The 22,929-nt window shown below is 57.0% G+C and carries 33 protein-coding genes; 1 reads left to right on the forward strand and 32 read right to left on the reverse strand.

The genetic code is table 11. The annotated features are described in order from the left end of the window. Positions 1-31 precede the first annotated feature (31 nt). The gene (gene uvrA, locus NB231_RS07550) at positions 32-2,932 is read left to right on the forward strand and encodes an excinuclease ABC subunit UvrA (RefSeq protein WP_005001235.1); all 2,901 of its coding nucleotides are present in this window, start codon (positions 32-34) and stop codon (positions 2,930-2,932) included. 8 nt (positions 2,933-2,940) lie between these two features. Here uvrA and NB231_RS07555 read toward each other — a convergent pair whose 3' ends face one another. The 32 genes from NB231_RS07555 to fusA form a co-directional block, all read right to left on the reverse strand. Then, the gene (locus NB231_RS07555; protein WP_005001237.1) at positions 2,941-3,921 is read right to left on the reverse strand and encodes a malate dehydrogenase; all 981 of its coding nucleotides are present in this window, start codon (positions 3,919-3,921) and stop codon (positions 2,941-2,943) included. Positions 3,922-4,129: 208 nt separating this feature from the next. Continuing rightward, on the reverse strand, positions 4,130-4,861 hold the full coding sequence (locus NB231_RS07560; RefSeq protein WP_005001239.1) for an SAM hydrolase/SAM-dependent halogenase family protein: 732 nt from the start codon (positions 4,859-4,861) through the stop codon (positions 4,130-4,132). A 126-nt stretch (positions 4,862-4,987) separates the two neighbouring features. Then, positions 4,988-5,386, reverse strand: coding sequence for a 50S ribosomal protein L17 (rplQ, locus tag NB231_RS07565; RefSeq protein ID WP_005001241.1), 399 nt, complete (start codon positions 5,384-5,386; stop codon positions 4,988-4,990). Positions 5,387-5,496: 110 nt separating this feature from the next. Further along, entirely contained in the window at positions 5,497-6,498 is a 1,002-nt protein-coding gene (locus NB231_RS07570; RefSeq protein ID WP_005001242.1) for a DNA-directed RNA polymerase subunit alpha, read from the reverse strand. A 47-nt stretch (positions 6,499-6,545) separates the two neighbouring features. Next, positions 6,546-7,166, reverse strand: a complete 621-nt coding sequence (gene rpsD / locus NB231_RS07575; RefSeq protein WP_005001243.1) for a 30S ribosomal protein S4 — start codon at positions 7,164-7,166, stop codon at positions 6,546-6,548. A gap of 21 nt (positions 7,167-7,187) precedes the next feature. Beyond that, the gene (rpsK, locus tag NB231_RS07580; protein ID WP_005001247.1) at positions 7,188-7,577 is read right to left on the reverse strand and encodes a 30S ribosomal protein S11; all 390 of its coding nucleotides are present in this window, start codon (positions 7,575-7,577) and stop codon (positions 7,188-7,190) included. Positions 7,578-7,747: 170 nt separating this feature from the next. Next, the gene (gene rpsM / locus NB231_RS07585; protein WP_005001249.1) at positions 7,748-8,104 is read right to left on the reverse strand and encodes a 30S ribosomal protein S13; all 357 of its coding nucleotides are present in this window, start codon (positions 8,102-8,104) and stop codon (positions 7,748-7,750) included. A gap of 64 nt (positions 8,105-8,168) precedes the next feature. Then, a complete protein-coding gene (gene rpmJ / locus NB231_RS17590) occupies positions 8,169-8,282 on the reverse strand; it encodes a 50S ribosomal protein L36 (RefSeq protein ID WP_005001251.1) in 114 nt (37 codons plus the stop codon). A gap of 113 nt (positions 8,283-8,395) precedes the next feature. After that, positions 8,396-9,739 (reverse strand): preprotein translocase subunit SecY, encoded by a 1,344-nt coding sequence (gene secY / locus NB231_RS07590; RefSeq protein WP_040662036.1) that lies wholly within the window; start codon positions 9,737-9,739, stop codon positions 8,396-8,398. Between the two features lie 163 nt (positions 9,740-9,902). Then, on the reverse strand, positions 9,903-10,340 hold the full coding sequence (gene rplO, locus NB231_RS07595) for a 50S ribosomal protein L15 (RefSeq protein ID WP_005001257.1): 438 nt from the start codon (positions 10,338-10,340) through the stop codon (positions 9,903-9,905). A gap of 2 nt (positions 10,341-10,342) precedes the next feature. After that, positions 10,343-10,531 carry a 50S ribosomal protein L30 gene (gene rpmD / locus NB231_RS07600; protein WP_005001259.1) on the reverse strand — a complete coding sequence of 63 codons (189 nt, stop codon included), beginning with the start codon at positions 10,529-10,531 and terminating at the stop codon, positions 10,343-10,345. A 2-nt stretch (positions 10,532-10,533) separates the two neighbouring features. Further along, positions 10,534-11,037, reverse strand: coding sequence for a 30S ribosomal protein S5 (rpsE, locus tag NB231_RS07605; RefSeq protein WP_005001261.1), 504 nt, complete (start codon positions 11,035-11,037; stop codon positions 10,534-10,536). Between the two features lie 92 nt (positions 11,038-11,129). Continuing rightward, entirely contained in the window at positions 11,130-11,483 is a 354-nt protein-coding gene (gene rplR, locus NB231_RS07610) for a 50S ribosomal protein L18 (RefSeq protein ID WP_005001264.1), read from the reverse strand. A gap of 15 nt (positions 11,484-11,498) precedes the next feature. Beyond that, positions 11,499-12,032: a 50S ribosomal protein L6 gene (gene rplF, locus NB231_RS07615; RefSeq protein WP_005001266.1), complete on the reverse strand. Its 534-nt coding sequence runs from the start codon at positions 12,030-12,032 to the stop codon at positions 11,499-11,501. 18 nt (positions 12,033-12,050) lie between these two features. Beyond that, positions 12,051-12,446: a 30S ribosomal protein S8 gene (rpsH, locus tag NB231_RS07620; RefSeq protein WP_005001268.1), complete on the reverse strand. Its 396-nt coding sequence runs from the start codon at positions 12,444-12,446 to the stop codon at positions 12,051-12,053. A gap of 45 nt (positions 12,447-12,491) precedes the next feature. Further along, positions 12,492-12,797 carry a 30S ribosomal protein S14 gene (gene rpsN, locus NB231_RS07625; RefSeq protein ID WP_005001270.1) on the reverse strand — a complete coding sequence of 102 codons (306 nt, stop codon included), beginning with the start codon at positions 12,795-12,797 and terminating at the stop codon, positions 12,492-12,494. 13 nt (positions 12,798-12,810) lie between these two features. Beyond that, positions 12,811-13,350 (reverse strand): 50S ribosomal protein L5, encoded by a 540-nt coding sequence (rplE, locus tag NB231_RS07630; RefSeq protein ID WP_005001272.1) that lies wholly within the window; start codon positions 13,348-13,350, stop codon positions 12,811-12,813. A gap of 9 nt (positions 13,351-13,359) precedes the next feature. After that, entirely contained in the window at positions 13,360-13,680 is a 321-nt protein-coding gene (rplX, locus tag NB231_RS07635) for a 50S ribosomal protein L24 (RefSeq protein ID WP_005001274.1), read from the reverse strand. A 160-nt stretch (positions 13,681-13,840) separates the two neighbouring features. Continuing rightward, on the reverse strand, positions 13,841-14,209 hold the full coding sequence (rplN, locus tag NB231_RS07640) for a 50S ribosomal protein L14 (RefSeq protein ID WP_005001276.1): 369 nt from the start codon (positions 14,207-14,209) through the stop codon (positions 13,841-13,843). Positions 14,210-14,267: 58 nt separating this feature from the next. Then, positions 14,268-14,531 carry a 30S ribosomal protein S17 gene (gene rpsQ, locus NB231_RS07645; protein ID WP_040662039.1) on the reverse strand — a complete coding sequence of 88 codons (264 nt, stop codon included), beginning with the start codon at positions 14,529-14,531 and terminating at the stop codon, positions 14,268-14,270. Beyond that, on the reverse strand, positions 14,528-14,731 hold the full coding sequence (rpmC, locus tag NB231_RS07650) for a 50S ribosomal protein L29 (RefSeq protein ID WP_005001290.1): 204 nt from the start codon (positions 14,729-14,731) through the stop codon (positions 14,528-14,530). Before rpmC ends, rpsQ begins: the two co-directional genes overlap by 4 nt. Next, a complete protein-coding gene (rplP, locus tag NB231_RS07655; RefSeq protein WP_005001296.1) occupies positions 14,728-15,144 on the reverse strand; it encodes a 50S ribosomal protein L16 in 417 nt (138 codons plus the stop codon). The genes rpmC and rplP overlap by 4 nt, the downstream gene beginning before the upstream one ends. Before the next feature lie 22 nt (positions 15,145-15,166). Continuing rightward, complete coding sequence (gene rpsC / locus NB231_RS07660; protein WP_005001298.1) at positions 15,167-15,841, reverse strand: 30S ribosomal protein S3; 675 nt, start codon at positions 15,839-15,841, stop codon at positions 15,167-15,169. A 15-nt stretch (positions 15,842-15,856) separates the two neighbouring features. After that, positions 15,857-16,189, reverse strand: coding sequence for a 50S ribosomal protein L22 (gene rplV, locus NB231_RS07665; protein WP_005001301.1), 333 nt, complete (start codon positions 16,187-16,189; stop codon positions 15,857-15,859). Positions 16,190-16,192: 3 nt separating this feature from the next. Continuing rightward, positions 16,193-16,468, reverse strand: coding sequence for a 30S ribosomal protein S19 (gene rpsS, locus NB231_RS07670; protein ID WP_005001304.1), 276 nt, complete (start codon positions 16,466-16,468; stop codon positions 16,193-16,195). Between the two features lie 206 nt (positions 16,469-16,674). Continuing rightward, complete coding sequence (rplB, locus tag NB231_RS07675; RefSeq protein ID WP_005001306.1) at positions 16,675-17,499, reverse strand: 50S ribosomal protein L2; 825 nt, start codon at positions 17,497-17,499, stop codon at positions 16,675-16,677. Between the two features lie 27 nt (positions 17,500-17,526). After that, entirely contained in the window at positions 17,527-17,826 is a 300-nt protein-coding gene (gene rplW / locus NB231_RS07680) for a 50S ribosomal protein L23 (RefSeq protein ID WP_005001308.1), read from the reverse strand. Next, positions 17,823-18,428: a 50S ribosomal protein L4 gene (rplD, locus tag NB231_RS07685; RefSeq protein WP_005001309.1), complete on the reverse strand. Its 606-nt coding sequence runs from the start codon at positions 18,426-18,428 to the stop codon at positions 17,823-17,825. Before rplD ends, rplW begins: the two co-directional genes overlap by 4 nt. Further along, positions 18,428-19,087 (reverse strand): 50S ribosomal protein L3, encoded by a 660-nt coding sequence (gene rplC, locus NB231_RS07690; RefSeq protein ID WP_005001312.1) that lies wholly within the window; start codon positions 19,085-19,087, stop codon positions 18,428-18,430. Before rplC ends, rplD begins: the two co-directional genes overlap by 1 nt. A gap of 169 nt (positions 19,088-19,256) precedes the next feature. Continuing rightward, entirely contained in the window at positions 19,257-19,571 is a 315-nt protein-coding gene (gene rpsJ, locus NB231_RS07695) for a 30S ribosomal protein S10 (protein ID WP_005001314.1), read from the reverse strand. Between the two features lie 5 nt (positions 19,572-19,576). Beyond that, complete coding sequence (gene tuf, locus NB231_RS07700) at positions 19,577-20,767, reverse strand: elongation factor Tu (RefSeq protein WP_005001317.1); 1,191 nt, start codon at positions 20,765-20,767, stop codon at positions 19,577-19,579. Positions 20,768-20,824: 57 nt separating this feature from the next. Continuing rightward, a complete protein-coding gene (fusA, locus tag NB231_RS07705) occupies positions 20,825-22,918 on the reverse strand; it encodes an elongation factor G (protein ID WP_005001320.1) in 2,094 nt (697 codons plus the stop codon). Positions 22,919-22,929: the final 11 nt, after the last annotated feature.

Genomic DNA, 22,929 nt, shown 5'->3' on the forward strand with positions numbered 1-22,929 from the left:
GCAAAGATCAGCACTAACAGGCTCTGTATTTATGGACACCATTCGAATCCAAGGCGCGCGGACTCACAACCTGTGCAGCATCGATCTCGAGCTGCCTCGCGACCGGCTCACTGTAATCACCGGCATCTCGGGCTCGGGCAAGTCTTCGCTTGCCTTCGACACGATCTTTGCTGAGGGCCAGCGACGCTATGTCGAGTCGCTCTCGGCCTATGCCAGACAGTTTTTATCCCTAATGCAGAAGCCGGACGTGGATCATATCGAGGGTCTCTCACCGGCCATTTCCATCGAACAGAAGGCCAGCTCACATAATCCGCGCTCCACGGTAGGCACAGTGACCGAAATCTATGACTACCTACGTCTGCTCTATGCGCGGGCCGGCACACCCTGCTGCCCTGAGCACGGTATTGAGCTCAATGCGCAGACGGTGAGCCAGATGGTCGATCAGATTCTGAGCCTTCCCGAAGGAACCAAGCTCATGCTGCTGGCCCCGCGAGTGGAGGGCCGCAAGGGTGAGCATTACGCGGTCATGGAAGAGCTGCGCAGGATAGGATTTATCCGCGCCCGAATCGATGGCGAGGTAATGGAGCTCGATGAGCTACCGAGGCTCAATGCCAAGCACGTTCATACCATCGAGGCCGTAGTCGACCGGTTTCGGGTACGCCCCGATCAGGCGGCGCGTATCGCAGACTCTGTGGAGACTTGCCTAGAACTCACGGGTGGCAACGCACGGCTCAGTCTCCTTGAGGCGGGCTCAGCGGATGATGAGCTGATTTTTTCGGCCTGCTTCGCCTGCCCCCAGTGCGGGTACTCTCTGGCCGAACTCGAGCCGCGCTTGTTCTCTTTTAATAATCCGCAAGGGGCTTGTGCGCTTTGCAGCGGCCTAGGGCAGCAGCAGTTCTTCGATCCCGAGCGGCTCGTCCAGCATCCCGAGCTCTCGCTGCCCGGCGGTGCGGTACGAGGCTGGGACCGACGCAACGTTTATTACAGCCAACTGCTCAGCGATCTCGCCGATCATTACAGTTTCGGCCTCGAGACACCGTTTGGTGCCCTCCCACAGCGAATCCGCGATATCCTACTCTACGGCAGCGGCGATGAATGCATCGAATTTCGCTATCGCACACCCCAAGGCCGGCACAAGGTCAACCGTCACTCTTTCGAGGGCATCATCCCGAATATACAGCGCCGCTATCGCGAGACCGACTCCAGCGTCGTCCGCGAAGAACTTGCCCATTACCTCACCCTGCGCGTGTGTCCGGACTGCCACGGCACCCGCCTCAATCGCGGCGCACGGCATGTCTTCATCGCTGGACAGAGCCTACCGGGACTTGCTGAGTGTTCTATCGGTCAAGCACTCGCCTTTTTCGAGCAGCTGGCCCTGCCCGGCAGTAAAGGGGCGATCGCCGAGCCGATCAGCAAGGAAATTCAAAAGCGGCTGTCGTTTCTCGTTAATGTCGGGCTGGAATATCTAACCCTTGCACGCAGCGCCAACACCCTCTCCGCCGGTGAGTCCCAGCGCATTCGCCTAGCAAGCCAGATCGGAGCCGGACTCGTTGGGGTGATGTACGTGCTGGACGAGCCGTCGATCGGTCTGCATCAACGAGACAATGAGCGGCTGCTGCAAACGCTGCTGGAGTTGCGTGATCTCGGTAACACACTCATCGTGGTCGAGCACGACGAGGATGCCATTCGTACCGCAGACCATATTGTGGATATTGGTCCGGGTGCCGGAACCCACGGCGGCCGCGTCGTGGCACAGGGTCGCATCGCCGATATTGAGCGCAGCCTTGAATCGATTACCGGGGATTACCTCTGCGGTCGCCGCCGCATCGAGGTTCCCATCCGACGCAAGCCCGTCGAGCCAAGCCGAACCGTCCGTTTACGTAACGCCCGCGGCAATAATTTGCGCGGAATCGACGTCCAGATTCCGGCTGGAGTGATGATCTGCGTAACCGGCGTCTCAGGTTCCGGAAAATCAACTTTGATCAACGATACGCTGTACCGCTATGCAGCACGCGAGCTCAATGGGGCTAGCGAGACGCCGGCGCCGTGTGACGGCGTCGACAACTTGGAACTATTCGATAAAGTCACCGACATCGATCAGAGCCCCATCGGTCGCACGCCTCGCTCCAATCCCGCCACTTATACCGGAGTGCTTGCACCGCTACGCGCGCTCTTTGCGGGAACAGCCGAGGCCCGCTCGCGCGGTTACCGTCCAGGCCGCTTCAGCTTTAACATCAAGGGCGGGCGCTGCGAAGCTTGCCAGGGGGACGGGATGCTCCGAGTCGAGATGCATTTTCTGCCGGATATCTACGTCCCTTGCGACATTTGCAAAGGCCGGCGCTATAACCGCGAAACGCTGGAGATCAAGTACAAAGGCCGCAATATCTATGAAACTCTGCAGCTCACCGTAGCGGATGCCCTCGATTGTTTCGGTGCGGTGCCCGTTATCAAGCGCAAGCTGCAAACACTCGTGGATGTAGGCTTGGGGTATATCAAGCTCGGGCAAAGCGCTACCACCCTCTCCGGAGGCGAGGCTCAACGCGTCAAACTGGCGCGAGAGCTATCCAAGCGCGATACCGGTAAGACCCTCTATATTCTGGACGAGCCTACCACTGGACTACATTTCCACGACATCAATCAATTGCTGCAAATCCTGCAGCGGCTGCGTGATCATGGCAATACAGTGATCGTCATCGAACACAACCTGGATGTGATCAAAACGGCTGACTGGATCATTGATCTCGGCCCTGAAGGAGGTACCGGTGGTGGCCAAATCGTGGCCACCGGCACGCCAGAGGATATAGCGAATGCAGCGCAATCCCACACGGGGCGTTTTTTGAAACCGCTGCTGGCAGCGCAGCTCTTGCGCTGCGGCCAAGCAAAGCCGGCGGCACGACAGCACGATTCGCGCGACTCAGCGAGCCCCGTATAGGCGCTTTGTTATGGTAGCAGGTGCTTGATCGCGCCGCGTTCTTCTGCTAGTTCCTGCTCGGTAGCGAGCATACGCGTGCGACTGAATTCATCGATTTCCAACCCCTCTACCACTTGGTAGTTACCAGCACTGCAACGGCACGGGAAGGAAAAGAAAAGACCTTCGGCGATCCCATAGCTGCCGTCCGAGAGTATCGCCATGCTTACCCAATCGTCTTCCGGTGTACCCAGGATCCAACTACGCATGTGATCAATGATGGCATTCGCCGCCGAGGCCGCGCTGGATTGGCCGCGGGCCCTGATGATGGCCGCACCACGTTGCTGAACGGTCGGTATGAAATCCTGCGTCAACCACTGCCGATCGACCAGGCCGTTGGCACGGCGTCCTTTAACCGTAGCCTGGCTGATATCCGGATACTGGGTCGATGAATGATTTCCCCAGATAATCATCTGCCGCAACTCATTGACGCGGGCGCCCGTCTTACTTGCCAGCTGGGCCAGCGCTCGATTGTGATCCAACCGCGTCATAGCAGTGAAACGACGGGGGGCGATGGTCGGGGCGTTGCGTTGTACGATCAGTGCGTTGGTATTGGCGGGATTACCCACAACCAACACCCGAACGCTGCGGCTCGCCATTGCATCGATCGCCTTGCCTTGCTGGGAGAAGATGGCGGCATTCGCTTCCAGCAGATCCCGGCGTTCCATCCCCGGACCACGTGGTTTGGCGCCGATCAATAGGATGAAATGCGCATCCCGAAACGCAATTTTGGCTTGATCACTGGTCGTAACCCCAGCCAGCAATGGAAAAGCACAGTCCTCGAGCTCCATTACCACGCCTTCGAGCACTTCCAACGCCGGAGTGATTTCGAGTAACTGCAGAATCACCGGCTGATCCTTGCCGAACATCTCGCCAGCGGCAATTCGGAACAACAGGCTATAACCGATCTGACCCGCAGCACCAGTTACCGCAACGCGCACAGGTGCTTTCATGACAAGGCACTCCTAAGTGCTTGGGGACGAGAGGATGGCAAACGCCGGCCCGCAATCAGAGAACTCAGGTTCTGGTGGCATTCTAGCAAAAGCGTGGGGTAGCCTCGCCCTCGACCGGTAATATCGCTTATCGGCTAATCGCTTGCCCTAACCGCGCCGCGTCTTTGGTGCCGCCGAGCCAGTGCTGCCGCCACTGCCGAACCGTCCCTCACGTAATAGTCTGGAAGCAGAGCGAATCGCCCACTTCCAGACCAAATCGCTGAGCCGCATTCCCCTGATTGACCGCGATCTCGACCAGTCCGAGTGAGTTTCGATACCAAAATACTATCCCTGGAGCCACATCGGCAAACGTGCGTGCCTCGATTATAGGCTGACCTGAAACTACAGGGCCCACGCCCCTCGACAACGTTGCGGCACGTCGGCCGGTTAGCACATTGCCGTAGCCATCAATGTAGACGATCCTATCGGTATCCGCAGGTAAATCCCGTCCGACCCAATCCACGATCTCGCACTGATCAGCGATACGCCCGCATATGGCCAACTCGGCAGCCGCCGGAGCGAATACATCGCGACCATGGAAACTTGCCGAAACGCCGCCCGGTATAGGCAACGCAAACACCCGTCGATCCACCGCCGCGGCATTGATAGTCGGCGCCAACAAGCCATTATCAGGACCAACAAACCAGCGACCATCCAGTGTGGCGGCAATAGCGCGGCGCTCGGTGCCCACGCCCGGATCGACGACTGCCACAATCACCGCCGCGGGCTTAATCCAATGCGCGATGGCAGCGAGCAAGTAACCGGCCTCGCGTGGCCGAAAGGCTGCTGCATCATGCATCAGATCGATAATGGGATGTGTCGGGCATCGTGTCGCCAACACGGCCTTCACCTGCCCAACATACGGGCCCCGCCAGCCAAAGTCCGTGAACAGCAGGAACATGACATTAACTGCGTTGCTATTGCCGCAACAGGGTGGTACTGACCGACGAGGTGTCCCACGGCCCAACCGCCTCGCCGACCCGCTTTCCCGTACCCCTCCTAACTAAACCGGAGGCAGGCCGGACGACTATTCAGCGGCTGGCGACTCAGCGGCTGGCGACTGCGGCTGCAATCGATCTACCAGTTCGACGTATGCCATCGGTGCGTTATCCCCTGGCCGAAAGCCTGCCTTGAGCACGCGCAAATACCCCCCGGGGCGCTCTCGACAGTTCGGTCCAAGCTCATCGAAGAGCTTTCTCACTACACCCTTGTCACGTAGGCGTGAGAATGCCAAGCGTCGGTTGGCAACCGTATCCTCCTTGGCCAGGGTAAGCAGCGGTTCCGCTACCCGCCGTAACTCCTTGGCCTTGGGTAGCGTGGTGCGAATCGCCTCATGGTAAAAAAGCGAGGCCGCCATGTTACGGAACATCGCCTGCCTATGGCTGCTGGTGCGGCCAAGCTTACGCCCAGCTTTACGATGGCGCATATTCTGAGCTCCCTTTTTCGAGCCAACATTCCGGACTTTTGGGGAAAACGCTCCCGCTCAGCCACTCCGCCTTAACTTCATTAATTCAAGTTCGTCTCAGCAGCCCAATTCTAACCAATTGCACGGTCTTTATCGTCGTAACCACGCGGTGGCCAGTTCTCCAAGCGCATACCCAATGCAAGCCCGTGCTGAGCAAGCACTTCCTTGATTTCATTGAGCGATTTCTTGCCAAGGTTTGGGGTCTTGAGCAATTCCACTTCCGTTTTCTGAACCAGATCACCAACGCAGTGGATATTCTCGGCTTTCAGGCAGTTCGCTGAGCGCACCGTAAGCTCCAGATCGTCGATTGATCGTAGCAGGACCGGATCGACCTCCGGCGCCGTTCGCTCTTGATCCTCCGCTTCCTCGCCACCCTCGAGATCAACGAAGACGGACAGTTGATCCCGTAGCAACCCAGCAGCAAAACGAACAGCCTCTTCCGGCTCGAGCACTCCGTTGGTCTCGATATCCATGACTAATTTGTCGAGATCGGTGCGCTGCTCAACCCGAGCGCTTTCGACATTGTAGGCTACCCGTCGCACAGGACTATAGCTGGCATCCAACTGCAGGCGACCGATGGGACGCTCCTCGTCGTGCTCACCTCGAGTCGTTACCGGCTCATAGCCCCGACCACGTGCAATATGCAACGTCATATTGATCTCACTCGCTTTGGTGAGATTGGCGATCGCGAGCTCCGGATTCTTGATCTCGACATCGTGATCGATTCCGATATCCGCTGCCGTGACCAATCCCGGCCCCTGCTTAGAAAGATGCAATGTCGCCGTGTCCTTGGAATGAAGACGCACCGCTAGATTTTTGAGATTCAAAAGGATATCGACTACATCCTCCTGAACGCCTTCGATCGCGGTATATTCATGCAGCACGCCCTCGATCTCCACCTCGACCACGGCATAGCCGGGCATGGAAGAGAGCAGCACCCGCCTAAGTGCGTTGCCAAGCGTATGACCAAACCCCCGTTCCAGCGGCTCAAGCGTGATCATCGCGTGGCGATCGCTTAGTGCTTCGACGCCAACAAGCCGTGGCCTTAAGAAATCCTTGAACTGACCCTGCATTGGATCAACCTCTCGATTCGATCGGCGACGCGGTGTTTATTGATCACTTACTTGGAATAAAGTTCGACGATAAGATGTTCATTGATATCGGCCGACAAGTCACTTCGATCCGGCATGCGTTTGAACGTTCCTTCGAATTGTTTAGTATCCACCTCAACCCATGCCGGCAAACCGATCTGCTGTGCCATCTCAAGCGCGGCTTGCACCCGCAACTGCTTCTTTGCTTTCTCCTTGACGGAGACGAGATCCCCAGGATTCAGGATACGCGAGGAAATGTTGCTCACCCGACCATTGACCAGAATCGCTCGGTGATTGACGAGTTGTCGAGCCTCCGCCCGGGTGGAACCGAAACCCATCCGGTAGACGGTATTATCAAGTCGCGACTCAAGCAGCTGCAGAAGAGTTTCACCCGTATTCCCTTTACGGCGATCCGCCTCCTTGTAGTATTTACGAAACTGCCGTTCCAACACGCCATACGTGCGCCGCACTTTTTGCTTCTCTCGCAACTGCAACCCGTAATCGGAGATTCGCCCACGGCGCTGACCATGCTGACCCGGTGGAGTATCGAGCTTGCACTTATTGTCCAGCGGACGCACGCGGCTTTTCAAGAAGAGATCCGTACCCTCGCGCCGAGCGAGCTTGCAGGTCGGTCCAGTATACCGTGCCATTACTGTAATGCCTCTTGATCTTCAAACACGCCGCTTTTTAGGTGGGCGGCAGCCATTGTGCGGAATAGGCGTGACATCCGAGATGTTGGTGATGCGGTAGCCGGCGTTATTTAGGGCACGGACAGCCGACTCTCGCCCCGGACCCGGGCCTTTAACTCGCACTTCCAGGTTCTTCAACCCATAGTCCTTGGCTGCTTCACCCGCACGCTCGGAGGCTACCTGCGCAGCAAATGGCGTGCTCTTGCGGGAGCTGCGAAAACCGCTGCCACCGGCACTGGCCCATGCCAATACGTTACCTTGCCTATCAGTGAGCGTGATAATCGTGTTGTTGAACGACGCGTTAATATGCGCGATACCGTCTACCACAGTCCGTTTGACGCGCTTGCGTGTTCGGCTGCTCGCTTTAGCCATATCTTTTCCTTAAATTGCAGGCCGATATCCGCCAACCGCCTGCAGATCGTTCAATAAACAATGCGGCAAAATCGGCTCAGCCCGCGAGTGTAATTCAAATCCAAAGATTACGCAGCGGCGGTAACTGACAGCATGGCCCGCATTCGTATCCGCAATCCGCGCTTTTACTTTTATCGACTGATCGCTCGCCTGGGCCCCTTACGTGTACGAGCATTGGTCCGCGTCCTTTGCCCGCGTACCGAGAGCCCACGTCGATGTCGGATCCCGCGGTAGCAACCCAAGTCCATTAGCCGCTTGATGTCCATCGCCACCTGGCGGCGTAGATCGCCCTCAATTACGTACTTACCAAGTTCACCACGTAGATGCTCAAGTTCGGCTTCGGTCAATTCTTGGATCTTGCACTCCGGCGCAATACCCGTTGCCCGGCAGATAGCCGCTGCGCAACTACGTCCAATTCCGTAGATGGAAGTAAGCGCAATCGCCGTATGCTTGTTGGCTGGAATGTTAACACCAGCAATTCGGGCCATAGACTCTCGCTCCTAATCGGATCCGACTGCTACATATAGACCAATCATCGGCATTATCGACGGGTTAGCCTTGCCGCTGCTTGTGCCGGGCCTCGATACAGATAACCCGTATCGTCCCTCTGCGGCGAATCACCTTACAGTTTCGGCACATTTTTTTGACCGACGCACGCACCTTCATCACTCATCCTCCACACCCGCCCGCTTTTACGGCGGATATCTGTCCCAACCAACCGCCTCAGCGTGCAACCGACTGCATTCTGCGCACCGCGCACCAGCAACCGCTCGGAATCATCAGCGCATCAAACCGCTGCCAGCACGACCATGAGCGTGCAGCTTAGCCTTCTTCATCAAGGGTTCGTATTGATGACTTAGCAGATGCGCCTGTACCTGGGACATGAAATCCATAATGACCACGACGATGATCAGTAACGATGTACCGCCGAAATAAAACGGTACATTATAATACAAAATTAAAAACTCCGGCAATAGACAAACGGCAATCAAGTAGATCGCTCCGGCAAGCGTAAGCCGCGTCATGACCTTATCAATGTAACGTGCAGTCTGTTCGCCCGGCCGAATACCCGCGATGAAGGCCCCGGATTTCTTCAAATTATCCGCAGTTTCCCTCGAATTAAAAACCAACGCCGTATAGAAAAAACAGAAAAAAGCGATCGCCCCAGCGTAGAACGCGATATATAACGGCTGCCCCGGACTCAATGTTTGTCCCAGCCGATTCAGCCAGGACAGCCCCTCGGAGGATCCGAACCACTGTCCTAGCGTTGCCGGAAACAAAATGATGCTCGACGCAAAGATGGGCGGGATGACACCCGCCATATTGAGCTTCAGCGGTAGATGGCTGCTCTGAGCCGCGTACAAACGCCGCCCTTGTTGCCGCCGCGCGTAGTTGACGGTGATCCGCCGCTGGCCCCGTTCGATAAAAACGATCACCCAGACCACAGCGACGGCGAGCGTCAACAAAAACAAAATGGTCCCCACGCCCAATTCACCGGTGCGCGCCAATTCCACAGTTCCGGCGAGCGCGCTTGGCAAGCCGGCGACGATACCCCCAAAGATCAACAGCGATATACCGTTACCAATACCTCGCTCGGTAATCTGCTCACCCAGCCACATAAGGAACATGGTCCCAGTCACCAGAGTAGCAGTACCGATAAATATAAAGCTCGGCCCTGGGCTAAGTACTACCGCCTGATTCTGCAACGCAACCGTAATACCCACGCCCTGGAATGTCGCTAATAACAAAGTTCCGTATCGAGTGTATTTGGTAATTTGGCGGCGTCCTTGCTCTCCTTCCTTACGCATTTGTTCCAGCGCCGGAACCACCGCACTCATCAGTTGCATGATAATCGAGGCCGAAATATAGGGCATGACACCAAGCGCAAACACACTCAGTCGCCGCAAGGCACCACCGGAGAACATGTTGAACATGTCCAGAATCGTGCCTTGCTGGCGCTCGAACATGGCGGCGAGCGCAGCTTGATCGATACCTGGTATGGTCAGATGAGCGCCGAAGCGATAGACAACCAACGCGAGCAACACAAAGACCAGTCTTTGCCGCACCTCGGTCAGCCGGCCAAACCCCGCCAGCGAATTCAGATTAGCTGCTGCTCTAGCCAAGGTTAATCCTACCGTACGTATTGGCCCGATTGGGACTCAGAGGCGGCTTGCCGAGAACGTAGACTGCCGGGAAAGAGCGGCCTACGCATCTACAGGGAAGTATTCATGGCGTATCTCGGCCAGCCATCCTGCATCCATTTCGTCACAGGAATGGCTTGCGCGTCTAGTAACCCTCGACTTTGCCACCCGCCTTCTCAATCGCCGCGCACGCGCCTTTGGTCACAGCCACCCCACGCACGACATAGGCACGCTCCACGTCCCCGGAAGCGATGATCTTGACGCAGCGTGCGTGCTGCGGCACCACATTCGCCGCCTTCAACGCCGATAAATCAACCGTATCCGTGGCGAGATACTTCAGCTCGGAGAGCCGAACCTCGGCACTGAAACGGCCACGGCGCGACCGGAACCCAACCTTGGGAACACGCCGCTGCAGGGGCATCTGCCCCCCCTCGAAACCGACCTTGTGGAACCCACCGGAACGCGAATGCTGGCCCTTATGCCCACGCCCAGCCGTCTTACCATTACCCGATGCCGTTCCCCGGCCGACCCGGTAACGCCCCGGCCGACTGCCTTGTGCCGGCTTGATCGTATTCAGCCGCATAGTCAGGCGTCCTCCACCTTGAGCATATAAGAAACCTTGCGAATCATGCCCCGGTTCTGCGGAGTATCGGTTACCATTACCGTTTGGTGAATTCGGCGCAAACCCAATCCCGCGATACACGCTTTGTGCCGACTCAACCGGCCATTGGGGCTACGCACCAGGGTGACTTTGAACTGCTTATTCTGCGCCATGTTCAACTCAGAATCTCTTCCACCTGTTTACCGCGCTTGGCAGCGACCTGTTCCGGCGCGCTGCTGCATGCCAGCGCCTTGATCGTGGCGCGTACAACATTGACCGGATTACGTGAGCCGATCGTCTTTGCCAATACATCCTGCACGCCCACAACTTCAAAGACCGCGCGCATCGCACCACCTGCGATAATTCCAGTACCCTCGGAGGCTGGTTGCATGAAAACCTTGCTAGCGCCATGATTCGCGGTCACCGGATACTGCAAGGTCGCACCGTTGAGATGCGCTTTGCGCATGCTCTTACGAGCCTTTTCCATCGCCTTTTGGATAGCGAGCGGCACCTCGCGCGCCTTGCCGTAGCCAAAACCCACGGAACCTTGGCCATCGCCCACCACCGTCAACGCAGTGAAACCAAATTGCCGGCCACCTTTGACGACTTTCGCCACCCGGTTAATCGAAATCAGCTTCTCCCGCAGGCCCTCACCACTCGCTTCGCCGCTCGTCGCCATATTTACCGCCTCTATCATCAGCGAGGTCGCCCTGGGCGCAACCCCTACGCTGGGCCGGGCACTATCGCCGGCGCACCGTTATCAATACTGCCTCAGAACTTCAAACCCGCCTCGCGGGCCGCCTCAGCGAGTGCTTTGACCCGGCCGTGAAACCTGAACCCGGAGCGGTCGAATGCAACTGTATTCACGCCCGCCGCCTGGGCACGCTCGGCGATCATACGCCCCACCACTTTAGCGGCCTCAATGTTCCCGCCGCTACGCAGCGTTCCGTTAATCGCCTTCTCCAGAGTAGAAGCCGCGACCAGCGTTCGATCGGCTGCCGGCGCAATAATCTGGGCGTAGGTATGCCGCGGTGTACGGTACACACACAGCCGATAAGCACCAAATTCTCGAATCTTGACGCGGGCCCTACGGGCGCGTCTTTGACGTGCAACCTTTTTGTCCATGCCCGCCTCGTTACCTTACTTTTTCTTGGCTTCCTTCAACACGACCGGCTCGTCGGTGTATCGCACACCCTTACCCTTGTACGGCTCCAAAGGCCGCAGACGGCGAATGTTCGCCGCGACTTGCCCGACCTGCTGCTTGTCGATCCCTTTAATCTGGATTTCGGTCTGAGTCGGCGTCTCGATGGTCACGCCCTTCGGCACCGGATAGTCCACAGGAAACGAGAAACCAAGTGTTAGATTGAGGTTATTACCCTGCGCTTGCGCCCGGTAGCCCACACCCACCAGTTGGAGCCTACGCTCGAATCCCTGGCTGACGCCAAGCACCATATTATAGAGCAAAGCACGGGTCGTGCCGGCCAGTGCCCAGGCATCCTGACGCTGCTTGTTCGGGACCAGGCAAAGCCGATCGTTCTCCTCCTTAACATCGACCCAGGGGTGAACCTGATGCTGCAGCGTGCCCAACGGGCCCTTGACTTTGAATAATCGATCCTCCAGCTCGACGCTCACGCCGGCGGGAATCGTTATTGGACTCTTAGCGACTCGGGACATGACAGTTGGATCTCGTGATTAAAATACTACACACAACACTTCGCCGCCTTGACCGGCCGCACGAGCTGCACGATCCGTCATGACACCCTGCGAGGTCGAGATGATGGCGGTACCCAGCCCACCCCGAACCGTTGGTAATGTCCGCTTGCCCTCGAACCGTCTGAGGCCCGGTCGACTGACTCGCTGCAACTCCTCGATCACCGGCCGCCCTTGGTAGTAGCGCAGCCGAACGCTCAAGGTTGGTTTCTTTGCGTCGCCGTCAACTCGGAAGTCCTCGATATAGCCTTCCTCCTTAAGCACGCGGCAAATGGACGCCTTTAGCTTAGAGGCGGGCATATTGACTTCGGCCTTTTCCGCCGTCTGGCCATTGCGGATCCGTGTCAACATATCCGCGATCGGGTCGGTCATGCTCATGCTGTCGTTACCTGACTCCCAACATCATGGTTATATTGCGCGGACTTACCAGCTTGCCTTGACCAGACCGGGAATTTCACCGGCCATAGCCGCCTCGCGTAGCTTATTGCGCGCCAGGCCAAATTTGCGGTAATAGCCCCGCGGCCGCCCGGTAATGTTACAGCGATTCCGCTGCCGCACCGGGCTCGCATTCCGGGGTAACCCCTGCAGCTTAAGCTGCGCCGACTGGCGATCCTCGGGGGTGCTGCCGGGATCCCTGATAATTATCTTGAGCGCCAGGCGCTGCTTGGCATACCTATGGTAGAGCCGCTCGCGTTTACGCTCGCGCTCAATCAAGGAAACTTTTGCCATGGTCGAGCCTCACTTAGCGGCGAAGCGGAAAATTGAAACTCTCGAGTAGACCTTGAGCTTCTGCGTCAGTCCTCGCCGTTGTTGTAAAAGCGATGTCCATTCCCCGTGTCGCATCTACTCGGTCGTATTCAATCTCAGGGAAAATAATTTGTTCACGCACGCCGAGGTTGTAGTTACCACGGCCATCGAAGGCGCGCGGCGAAAAGCCGCGGAAATCACGGATTCGGGGGGCTGCAACATTAATAAAACGGTCGAGAAACTCGTACATCCGCTCTCGGCGCAAAGTAACCTTCAGGCCAATCGGCCATCCTTCGCGTATCTTAAAGCCTGCTACCGACTTGCGAGCATAAGTGATTACCGGTTTCTGCCCAGAAATCAACGCAAGCTCCTTTTCTGCGAATTCAAGCACCTTCTTGTCGCGAACGGCCTCGCCCAAGCCCATATTAATGGTGATTTTAACCAGCCGTGGCACGGCCATGATGTTGTCATAACCGAACCGATCCATGAGGGTCCGGACAATTTCACTCCGGTAGAGCTCTCGCAGCCTTGCCATCAGGGCACCTTACAGTTCAACGATTTCGCTAGTCGACTTGAAGTAACGAACTTTACGTCCGTCCTCCAAAGTGCGAATCCCAACGCGGTCAGCCTTACCGGTGCCGGGGTTATAGAGCGCTACATTGGACAGATGTAACGGCTTTTCCTGTTCGAGGATACCGCCCGCGCTGCCGGTACGTGGATTTCCCTTCTGGTGTTTTTTCACTTTATTGATGTTGGCAACGACCACCTTGTTTACCTTCGGCAGAACCCGCAAAACCGTCCCTCGCCGCCCCTTATCCTTACCGGCAATCACAACGACTTCATCATTTCGCCTGATGCGTCTCATTGGTTTGTCCTACGTGGTCAACGTTCGCACTGCGTCTTATCGCCCAGGAACAAACGGTGCTTTGGGCCCTCTGTATGGACCCGACCCATCCAACAACCGTCGGCCTCGGCCTGACTACCGTCGAAAACAGGCCAACCCAGCCCAACCAAAGCCCTAACGGTCATAACACTTCCGGCGCCAGCGAAATAATGCGCATGAATCGTTCGCTGCGGAGCTCGCGAGTCACTGGGCCGAACACACGTGTTGCAATCGGCTGTAATTGATTATTTAGTAGAACAGCCGCATTGCTATCGAACCGAATGACCGAGCCATCAGGGCGGCGCACCCCATGCCGGGTACGAACAACGACGGCGTTGTATACCTCGCCTTTTTTGACTCGCCCGCGCGGAATCGCATCCTTAACGCTGACTTTGATGATGTCACCGATTTGGGCATATCTCCGGCGTGAACCGCCCAACACTTTTATACACTGAAGCCGCCGAGCACCACTGTTATCGGCCGCATTCAATGTCGTCTGCATTTGAATCATGGTGACTTACCCGTTATCCGGAAGCTCGACCTTTCGAACAGCGACTCGTTGAGTCGGTTCACTCGGCCGCTCGCTCGATAATTTTCACCAGCCGCCACGATTTAATCTTCGACATCGGCCGGCATTCCTCAACCGCCACCCAATCGCCGAGCTGACAGCTATTGTCTTCATCATGGGCATGCAGTTTCGTACTGCGGCGAATGTATTTCCCATACAGGGAATGGCGGATAAGGCGCTCAACCACAATCGTGACTGTTTTGTCCATCCGATTGCTAACTACTCGGCCGTTCACCGTCCGTTTAGCCGTTTTCCGTTCAGTCATGGCGTATCGCTGATCCTCGCCTTTTCATTCTGCACGGTTTTGATTCGCGCAATGTCGCGGCGAACTTTTTTCATCTGATCAGGCCGGGTAAGTTGACCACTTGCCTGTTGCATGCGCAAATTGAATTGCTCTTTGCGGCGCTCGAACAGCTCATTTTGCAACTCGGCAATGGACTTCCCACGCAGTTCGCTTACTTTCATCCCAACACCGTTCGCTGGACAAACGCGGTCTGCACCGGTAACTTCGCAGCCGCGCGGCGAAATGCCTCACGCGCCACATCCTCAGTTACGCCTTCGATTTCATAGAGCACACGGCCCGGTCGGATCGGACACGCCCAATGATCGACATTACCCTTGCCTTTGCCCTGTCGGACTTCGAGTGGCTTAGAGGTAATTGGCTTATCCGGGAATATCCGAATCCAGATCTTGCCACCACGCTTCACATGACGGTTAATGGCACGCCGCGCTGCCTCGATCTGGCGTGCCGTGATCGGCCCTCGGGTCAGCGCTTTGAGCCCGTACTCACCGAAAGCGACCGTGTTGCCACGCATTGCCATACCCCTGTTACGGCCTTTTTGCTGTTTGCGAAATTTCGTTCGCTTGGGCTGTAACATACAATTCCTACCTCAGATTCAGCTAGCTGGCACGTGCCTTGCGGGCTGTCGAGCCGGGCACGCTATCCGTATCCAGAATCTCACCCTTGAAGATCCACACCTTAACCCCGATGACACCATAAGTTGTCTTCGCATGGGCCAAGCCATAATCGATATCAGCCCGCAGAGTATGTAACGGCACTCGCCCTTCCCGATACCATTCCGTTCGCGCAATCTCGGCGCCGTTAAGTCGGCCAGACACTTGAATTCTGATGCCCTGACCACCCAAGCGCATGGCATTACCGACTGCACGCTTCATGGCACGGCGGAACATAATACGGCGTTCGAGTTGCTGCGCTACGTTTTCGGCCACAAGCTGAGCGTCGAGCTCGGGTTTACGGATCTCCTCAATATTCACGTGCACCGGAATATCCATCATCCGGGCCAACCGAACTCGCAGCGCCTCAATATCAGCACCTTTCTTGCCGATGACAATCCCAGGCCGTGCCGTGTAGATCGTGATCAGGGCATTCTTTGCAGGGCGCTCGATCTTGATTTTGCTGATCGATGCGTGTGCAAGTTTATGCTTGATAAAATTACGGACTTTCAAATCCGTGTTCAGATAATCACCGAAATTGGCGCTGTCCGCATACCACATTGAACGCCATTCTTCAGTGATACCGAGACGGAAGCCCGTCGGATGTACCTTATGACCCATAGGGGGTTCCTCGACTCATTGCTCCGCCACAGCCACCGTAATATGACTGGTTCGTTTACGAATGCGATTCGCCCGTCCCTTGGCCCGCGGCTGTATTCGCTTATACATAGGCCCCTCATCAACGAAGACACGGGCAACGGTCAATTCGTCTATATCCGCACCTTCATTGTGCTCTGCATTTGCGATTGCGGACTCCAAAATCTTCCGGATAACCCGCGCTGCTTTTTTCGAGCTGAACTCCAGCATCTGAAGTGCCTGCGCAACGGGTAATCCGCGTATTTGATCCGCCACCAGCCGAGCCTTCTGCGGCGAGATCAAGGAGTATCGCAACTTAGCCGCCGTTGCCATGGATTACCTCTTGGCTTTTCTATCAGCCGCATGACCTCGAAACATTCGCGTCGAGGCAAACTCACCAAGCTTGTGCCCAACCATATTCTCGTTGATCAACACTGGCACGTGCTGGCGCCCGTTGTGAACCGCAATCGTCAGGCCAACCATATCCGGAACGACCATGGAGCGGCGCGACCACGTTTTGATTGGCCGCTTGCTACGACTCGCGCTTGCCGCCTCCACCTTTCTTAAAAGGTGGACGTCAACGAATGGACCTTTTTTGATCGACCGCGGCATGCTTCATCCACCTGTTTTGCCAATACCACGAAATACGCGCATCAAAACCCCCGCTGTCCTATACCAGCAACCCTTGATAGGTACGGACAAAACCCGAACCGTCGTCTGCGCACCACACGCCTTTGGCGTATCCTCCCGCCCTAGCCTCAAGGGTTTGCGACTATGCGAGGTAAGGGATTCCACATGTGATCTATACGCCGAAACTGTTACGACTTGCGGCGCCGGACTATGAAACGATCGGTCCGTTTGTTACTGCGGGTTTTATGACCCTTGGTCGGCACACCCCAGGGCGTTACCGGATGCCGCCCCCCCGAGGTGCGCCCTTCTCCGCCCCCATGTGGGTGATCAACCGGGTTCATGGCCACACCACGCACCTGCGGCCGCTTACCGCGCCAGCGCTGCGCCCCCGCCTTGCCCAACGAGCGCAGCGAGTGTTCAGCATTGCCGACCTCTCCAACCGTGGCCTTGCAATCGGCCGGTACCCTACGCATTTCCCCGGAGCGAAGCCGCAGGGTGGCATAAGCTCCCGCCCGCGCCACAAGCTGTACCGCAGAACCCGCGGCCCGCGCAAGTTGCGCCCCTTTACCTGGGCGCATCTCCACACAGTGCACTTGTGTACCTAGCGGAATGTTGCGCAGCGGTAACGCATTGCCGAGCTTAATGGGCGCATCGGTACCCGAGACGATTTGCGCGCCGATCTCAAGCCGGCGAGGTGCGATAATATACCGTCGTTCGCCATCACGATAAAGAACTAAAGCAATATTGGCACTGCGATTGGGGTCGTATTCCAAGCGCTCGACGCGGCCAACAATGCCATCCTTGTCGCGCCGGAAATCGATTGTGCGATAGCGCCGCTTATGGCCCCCTCCCCGGTGTCGCGTAGTAATACGCCCAGCGTTATTACGACCGCCCGTCTTAGATAGCTTACGTACGAGCGGGGCGTAGGGCTCGCCCTGGTGCAGATTCTTGTCCTTGACCTGCACCGCGAAGCGCCGGCCTGGCGATGTCGGTTTTGCCTTAACCAAAGCCATGGTCAATCGTCCTATCGTTTACAGCGCTTATTCAGGCGCCCCAAACATATCGATATTCTGGCCTTCCGCCAAAGAGACGTAAGCCTTCTTCCAGTCACTACGCCGACCGCGCAGCCGCCCAAAACCCTTGCGCTTGCCTTTCAGGCTCACTACACGAACACCCTTGACCTGGACCTCGAAGAGGCGCTCGACAGCCTTTTTAATCTCAAGCTTGTTTGCATCACGCCCCACTTTGAACACCACCTGGCCAGCTGACTCACCAAGCGTTGTACTCTTCTCGGAGACATGCGGGCCGCGCAGAATCTGATAGATCCGCTCAGGGTTCATCCGAGCCACTCCTCTAAGCGATGCACCGCATCCACCGTTAACAGCACCTTCTCATGCCGCAACAGCACGACCGGGTTTAAGCGGTTCGTTTCCCAAACATCCACCGCCGCAAGATTCCGAGCAGCCAAACGCACATTCTCACTGGGCTCGTTGCTGACGATGAGAACATCCGCGAAACCGAGACTCCCAAGTTCGTCAAGAAGCAGTTTCGTTTTTGGCTGGGCAAGGTCGAAACGCTCCATTACACATAGCCGCTCCTGTCGAACGAGCTCGGAGAGAATGGCGCGCAAAGCACCACGATACATCTTACGGTTGACTTTCTGGCTATGATCACGCGGAGCCGAAGCAAAACTTCGCCCACCTCCGCGCCATAGCGGGCTGCGAATAGACCCGGCACGCGCACGGCCCGTTCCTTTCTGGCGCCACGGCTTGGCGCCGCCACCACGCACCGCCGCACGATCCTTCTGAGCCTTGCTACCGGCACGTCCACCGGCAAGATAGGCGACTACGACTTGGTGGATCAGGGGCTCTTTGAACTCGGCGCCGAAAGTTCGCTCCGATACCTGGACCGCACCCGCACCTTCGCGCAGCGGCAGCTCCATCAGGTTACCTCCTTGCCACGTCGAGTCTTGATCGCCGGTCGAACGACAACGTCAGCCCCCGGACTACCCGGTACGGCGCCTTTAATGATAAGGAGATTGCGCTCCGTATCCACTCGGACGATCTCCAGATTCTGCACTGTGCGCCTTACAGCGCCCAAATGTCCGGCCATCGCCTTACCCTTGAATACCCGCCCCGGATCCTGGTTCTGCCCGATCGATCCCGGCGCGCGGTGGGAAAGTGAATTGCCATGCGTAGCATCCTGGGTCCGGAAATGGTGGCGCTTCACAGTGCCGGCAAAGCCCTTCCCCTTGGTCCTGCTCGTTACATCGACTCGCTGGCCGACGACGAACTGATCGACTCGCAATTCATTATTGTCCGAGGACTCCGTTTCGACACCTCGAGGCAGACGAAACTCCCACAGCCCACGCCCCATTTCCACACCGACCTTAGCGACATGACCAGCTTGTGGCTTATTCACCCGAGCCGGCCGACGCGTTCCGGTGGTCACTTGGATCGCCGAATAACCATCCTTGTCTTCGCGTCGATGCTGAGTGATGCGATTCGGCGCGGCCTCGACAACCGTTACCGGCACCGAGGTTCCATCCTCTGCAAACAGACGCGTCATACCACATTTTCGACCGACGATCCCAATCGCCATCGTCGTTACCCTCATCTTAACGGCAACAGAAATACCTTTGCCTTGCGTAGCGCTACAGGCTTACTCGAATTGTTTGAATGGTCGCTGACACCGGGGTTATCCGGTGCTGTTCAGGGCCCGCCCCAGCTGACCGAAAACAACAAAGAACTGGGGTAGTTCCCAAGATAGCTCAATATACCTTAATTTGAACTTCTACACCCGCAGCCAGATCAAGTTTCATCAGGGCATCGACGGTCTTGTCCGTTGGATCGACGATATCCATAAGGCGCTTGTGTGTGCGCATTTCATATTGATCTCGTGCATCTTTATTGACATGCGGCGAAACCAAAACGGTGAAACGCTCCTTCTTGGTCGGCAAAGGCACCGGTCCTTTCACCTGAGCACCCGTGCGTTTAGCCGTTTCGACGATTTCCCGTGCCGATTGGTCGATCAACCGATAATCGAACGCCTTGAGTCGAATGCGGATACGCTGACTGGTTGCCATCACCGTCACTCCAAGATTTTGGAGACGACACCGGCGCCGACGGTGCGTCCGCCTTCGCGGATGGCAAAGCGTACGCCCTCCTCCATCGCGATCGGCGCGATCAGCGTCACCGACATCTTCACGTTATCCCCGGGCATCACCATCTCGGTACCCTCAGGCAGGTCGACTGAACCGGTCACATCCGTCGTGCGAAAGTAAAACTGCGGCCGATAACCCTGGAAAAACGGCGTATGCCGGCCACCCTCCTCCTTGGAGAGCACATAAACCTCACACTCAAAACGCGTGTGCGGCGTAATGCTGCGCGGCTTGCACAGCACCTGCCCGCGCTCGACATCATCGCGCTTGGTGCCCCGCAATAACACTCCGACGTTATCGCCCGCCTGCCCCTGATCAAGCATCTTGCGAAACATCTCCACACCGGTGCAGATCGTTTTGGTCGTATCCCGAATCCCAACGATCTCCACTTCCTCGCCAACCTTGACCACACCGCGCTCCACTCGGCCCGTAACCACCGTGCCACGCCCCGAGATCGAGAACACATCCTCAATGGGCATCAAAAACGGGCGGTCAATCGCACGCTCAGGCTCCGGTATATAACTGTCCATCGCCTCCACTAAACGCAGGACCGCCGGCGCCCCAATCTCCGAATCGTCCCCCTCCAGCGCCTTCAACGCCGAACCGGTCACAATCGGTATGTCATCGCCCGGAAAATCATACTGGCTCAGAAGCTCCCGGACCTCCATCTCCACCAGCTCCAAAAGCTCCGGATCGTCCAGCATGTCCGCCTTGTTCAAAAACACGACGATATACGGCACACCCACCTGACGCGCCAACAAAATATGCTCTCGCGTCTGCGGCATCGGTCCATCCGCGGCGCTCACCACCAATATCGCACCGTCCATCTGCGCCGCACCCGTGATCATGTTCTTCACATAATCCGCATGCCCAGGGCAGTCTACGTGCGCGTAATGACGCTGCTCCGTCTCATACTCCACATGCGCCGTGGCAATCGTAATCCCACGCGCCCGCTCCTCCGGCGCATTGTCAATCGAGTCAAACGCACGCGCCTCACCACCGTACCGCGACGACAATACCTTCGTCATCGCCGCCGTCAACGTCGTCTTACCATGGTCTACGTGACCAATCGTCCCAACATTTACGTGCGGCTTGGTACGCTCAAACTTCGCCTTGGACACGGCTCATACCTCTTGGCTCAAAGCTGTTGCAATCCGCTAGTTCGCTGTGCCCCGCCATCAGGAGGCTTTTTGGATTATCTCGCTCGCTATGTTGGCTGGCGCCTCGGCATAGCCACGGAATTCCATAGCGTACGAGGCGCGCCCCTGAGTAGCCGAGCGCAAATCCGTGGCATAACCGAACATTTCCTTCAATGGCACCTCGGCCCGGATGATTTTGCCGGACAAACTGTCTTCCATGCCCTGAACTGTACCCCGACGCCGGCTGATATCGCCCATCACGGCACCCATAAACTCCTCGGGCGTCACGATCTCGACTTTCATGATCGGTTCGAGCAAAACCGGGTTGGCCTTCATGAAAGCTTCCTTGAAGGCCATGGAGCCGGCAATCTTGAATGCCATCTCCGAGGAGTCCACATCATGGTAGGACCCGTCGAATAACGTCACCTTGAAATCGATCACTGGATAACCGGCCAGCACGCCGTTGTCCATCTGCTCCCGAATCCCTTTGTCCACCGACGGGATGTATTCTTTCGGAATCGTACCGCCGACAATGGCGCTGACGAACTCATAGCCTTTGCCACGCTCTTGCGGCTCCAAACGGAGCCAAACATGGCCATATTGGCCCCGCCCACCGGTCTGCCGAATAAACTTACCCTCAGCCTCGGAGTGTCTGCGGATACTCTCCCGATAGGCAACCTGCGGTTTACCGACATTCGCTTCGATCTTGAACTCCCGCTTGAGCCGATCGACGATGATCTCGAGATGCAGCTCACCCATACCGGAGATGATGGTCTGCCCCGACTCTTCGTCGGTGCGCACCCGAAACGAGGGATCCTCCTGCGCGAGCTTCTGCAGCCCGATCCCCATTTTCTCCTGATCACCCTTGGTCTTGGGCTCCACCGCGACCGAAATTACCGGCTCCGGAAACTCCATTCGCTCCAGGGTAATCTTCCGGCTCGGGTCGCAAAGCGTATCGCCGGTCGCGACATCTTTGAGGCCGATCGCAGCCGCGATATCACCCGCCCTCACCTCATCGAGCTCCTTACGCTCCTTCGAGTGCATCTGCACGATCCGACCAAAACGCTCGCGCTTATCCTTCACCGGATTCCATACGGTGTCACCGGTGCGGACCACGCCCGAGTAGACCCTGAAAAAAGTCAGAGTACCGACGTACGGATCGGTGGCAATTTTGAATGCCAACGCTGCAAAGGGCTCATCGTCAGCGGCATGACGTTCGGCGGGCGAACCGTCTTCGAGTTCGCCACCAATCGATGCAATATCGCGCGGGCTCGGCAGGTATTCGATCACGGCATCCAGCAACGCCTGCACGCCCTTATTCTTGAACGCACTACCACAGAGCACCGGCACGATTTCGTTATTCAACGTCCGGATACGCAGCCCCTCATTAATCTCCTCGCTGGTGAGGCTTTCTTCGTCAAGGTAGCGCTCCATCAACTCTTCGTTCGCTTCCGCCGCGGCCACGATCAACGCCTCGTGGTAATGCTGGCAGGCCTCGAGCATGTCCGCCGGCGGGTCATCCTGCTTGTAGGTCGCCCCCTGAGTTGCCTCATCCCAGTAGATGGCTTTCATACGGATGAGATCCACGACTCCGGCAAAATCTTCTTCTGAGCCGATCGGCAACTGCACGGGGATCGCCTGTGACCCAAGCCGCTGACGGATTTGCTTGACCACTCGCAAGAAATCGGCACCGGCCCGGTCCATCTTGTTGACGAACGCAATCCGCGGCACCTGATACCGGTTGGCCTGTCGCCAGACGGTCTCGGACTGTGGCTCGACCCCACCGACAGCGCAGAACACACCCACCGCGCCGTCGAGCACCCGCAAAGAGCGCTCCACTTCGATGGTAAAATCCACGTGCCCCGGCGTGTCGATAATATTGATCCGGGTCTCTGGATACTGCTGATCCATCCCCTTCCAAAAGCAAGTAGTGGCGGCGGAGGTGATGGTGATACCCCGCTCCTGCTCCTGCTCCATCCAGTCCATAACGGCAGCGCCCTCGTGCACCTCACCTATTTTATGGGAGATACCCGTATAGAAGAGAACGCGCTCGGTAGTCGTTGTCTTACCGGCATCGATATGGGCCATGATGCCGATATTACGGTAGCGCTCGATGGGTGTTTTGCGTGCCACAGCTCAATAAC

Origin of the sequence: Nitrococcus mobilis Nb-231, from assembly GCF_000153205.1 — a bacterium.
Lineage (GTDB): Bacteria > Pseudomonadota > Gammaproteobacteria > Nitrococcales > Nitrococcaceae > Nitrococcus > Nitrococcus mobilis.

What these genes read in the sequence shown, in the direction of transcription:
- rpsE (WP_005001261.1), bottom strand. Translation starts at nt 11,037, where the DNA reads ATGGCGACGAGCGGCGAAGCGAGTGGTGAGGGCCTGCGGGAGAAGCTG.
- rpsH (WP_005001268.1), bottom strand. Translation starts at nt 12,446, where the DNA reads ATGAGCATGACCGACCCGATCGCGGATATGTTGACACGGATCCGCAAT.
- rplD (WP_005001309.1), bottom strand. Translation starts at nt 18,428, where the DNA reads ATGGAGCTGCCGCTGCGCGAAGGTGCGGGTGCGGTCCAGGTATCGGAG.
- rplF (WP_005001266.1), bottom strand. Translation starts at nt 12,032, where the DNA reads ATGTCCCGAGTCGCTAAGAGTCCAATAACGATTCCCGCCGGCGTGAGC.
- rplQ (WP_005001241.1), bottom strand. Translation starts at nt 5,386, where the DNA reads ATGCGCCATCGTAAAGCTGGGCGTAAGCTTGGCCGCACCAGCAGCCAT.
- rplC (WP_005001312.1), bottom strand. Translation starts at nt 19,087, where the DNA reads ATGGCGATTGGGATCGTCGGTCGAAAATGTGGTATGACGCGTCTGTTT.
- rpmD (WP_005001259.1), bottom strand. Translation starts at nt 10,531, where the DNA reads ATGGCGCAGAATAAGCAGTTCAAAGTCACCCTGGTGCGTAGCCCCAAT.
- rplW (WP_005001308.1), bottom strand. Translation starts at nt 17,826, where the DNA reads ATGAACCCTGAGCGGATCTATCAGATTCTGCGCGGCCCGCATGTCTCC.
- rplV (WP_005001301.1), bottom strand. Translation starts at nt 16,189, where the DNA reads ATGGCAACGGCGGCTAAGTTGCGATACTCCTTGATCTCGCCGCAGAAG.
- rplP (WP_005001296.1), bottom strand. Translation starts at nt 15,144, where the DNA reads ATGTTACAGCCCAAGCGAACGAAATTTCGCAAACAGCAAAAAGGCCGT.
- rpsJ (WP_005001314.1), bottom strand. Translation starts at nt 19,571, where the DNA reads ATGGCAACCAGTCAGCGTATCCGCATTCGACTCAAGGCGTTCGATTAT.
- rpsD (WP_005001243.1), bottom strand. Translation starts at nt 7,166, where the DNA reads ATGGCACGGTATACTGGACCGACCTGCAAGCTCGCTCGGCGCGAGGGT.
- NB231_RS07570 (WP_005001242.1), bottom strand. Translation starts at nt 6,498, where the DNA reads ATGCAGGGTCAGTTCAAGGATTTCTTAAGGCCACGGCTTGTTGGCGTC.
- rpsS (WP_005001304.1), bottom strand. Translation starts at nt 16,468, where the DNA reads ATGCCGCGGTCGATCAAAAAAGGTCCATTCGTTGACGTCCACCTTTTA.
- rplE (WP_005001272.1), bottom strand. Translation starts at nt 13,350, where the DNA reads ATGGCAAGGCTGCGAGAGCTCTACCGGAGTGAAATTGTCCGGACCCTC.
- NB231_RS07560 (WP_005001239.1), bottom strand. Translation starts at nt 4,861, where the DNA reads ATGTTCCTGCTGTTCACGGACTTTGGCTGGCGGGGCCCGTATGTTGGG.
- NB231_RS07555 (WP_005001237.1), bottom strand. Translation starts at nt 3,921, where the DNA reads ATGAAAGCACCTGTGCGCGTTGCGGTAACTGGTGCTGCGGGTCAGATC.
- rpsQ (WP_040662039.1), bottom strand. Translation starts at nt 14,531, where the DNA reads ATGACTGAACGGAAAACGGCTAAACGGACGGTGAACGGCCGAGTAGTT.
- rpmC (WP_005001290.1), bottom strand. Translation starts at nt 14,731, where the DNA reads ATGAAAGTAAGCGAACTGCGTGGGAAGTCCATTGCCGAGTTGCAAAAT.
- rplB (WP_005001306.1), bottom strand. Translation starts at nt 17,499, where the DNA reads ATGGCTTTGGTTAAGGCAAAACCGACATCGCCAGGCCGGCGCTTCGCG.
- rpsN (WP_005001270.1), bottom strand. Translation starts at nt 12,797, where the DNA reads ATGGCAAAAGTTTCCTTGATTGAGCGCGAGCGTAAACGCGAGCGGCTC.
- rplR (WP_005001264.1), bottom strand. Translation starts at nt 11,483, where the DNA reads ATGGACAAAAAGGTTGCACGTCAAAGACGCGCCCGTAGGGCCCGCGTC.
- uvrA (WP_005001235.1), top strand. Translation starts at nt 32, where the DNA reads ATGGACACCATTCGAATCCAAGGCGCGCGGACTCACAACCTGTGCAGC.
- rpmJ (WP_005001251.1), bottom strand. Translation starts at nt 8,282, where the DNA reads ATGAAGGTGCGTGCGTCGGTCAAAAAAATGTGCCGAAACTGTAAGGTG.
- rplN (WP_005001276.1), bottom strand. Translation starts at nt 14,209, where the DNA reads ATGATTCAAATGCAGACGACATTGAATGCGGCCGATAACAGTGGTGCT.
- rpsK (WP_005001247.1), bottom strand. Translation starts at nt 7,577, where the DNA reads ATGGCTAAAGCGAGCAGCCGAACACGCAAGCGCGTCAAACGGACTGTG.
- rplO (WP_005001257.1), bottom strand. Translation starts at nt 10,340, where the DNA reads ATGCGGCTGAATACGATCAAGCCGGCACAAGGCAGTCGGCCGGGGCGT.
- rpsM (WP_005001249.1), bottom strand. Translation starts at nt 8,104, where the DNA reads ATGGCCCGAATTGCTGGTGTTAACATTCCAGCCAACAAGCATACGGCG.
- rpsC (WP_005001298.1), bottom strand. Translation starts at nt 15,841, where the DNA reads ATGGGTCATAAGGTACATCCGACGGGCTTCCGTCTCGGTATCACTGAA.
- rplX (WP_005001274.1), bottom strand. Translation starts at nt 13,680, where the DNA reads ATGAGACGCATCAGGCGAAATGATGAAGTCGTTGTGATTGCCGGTAAG.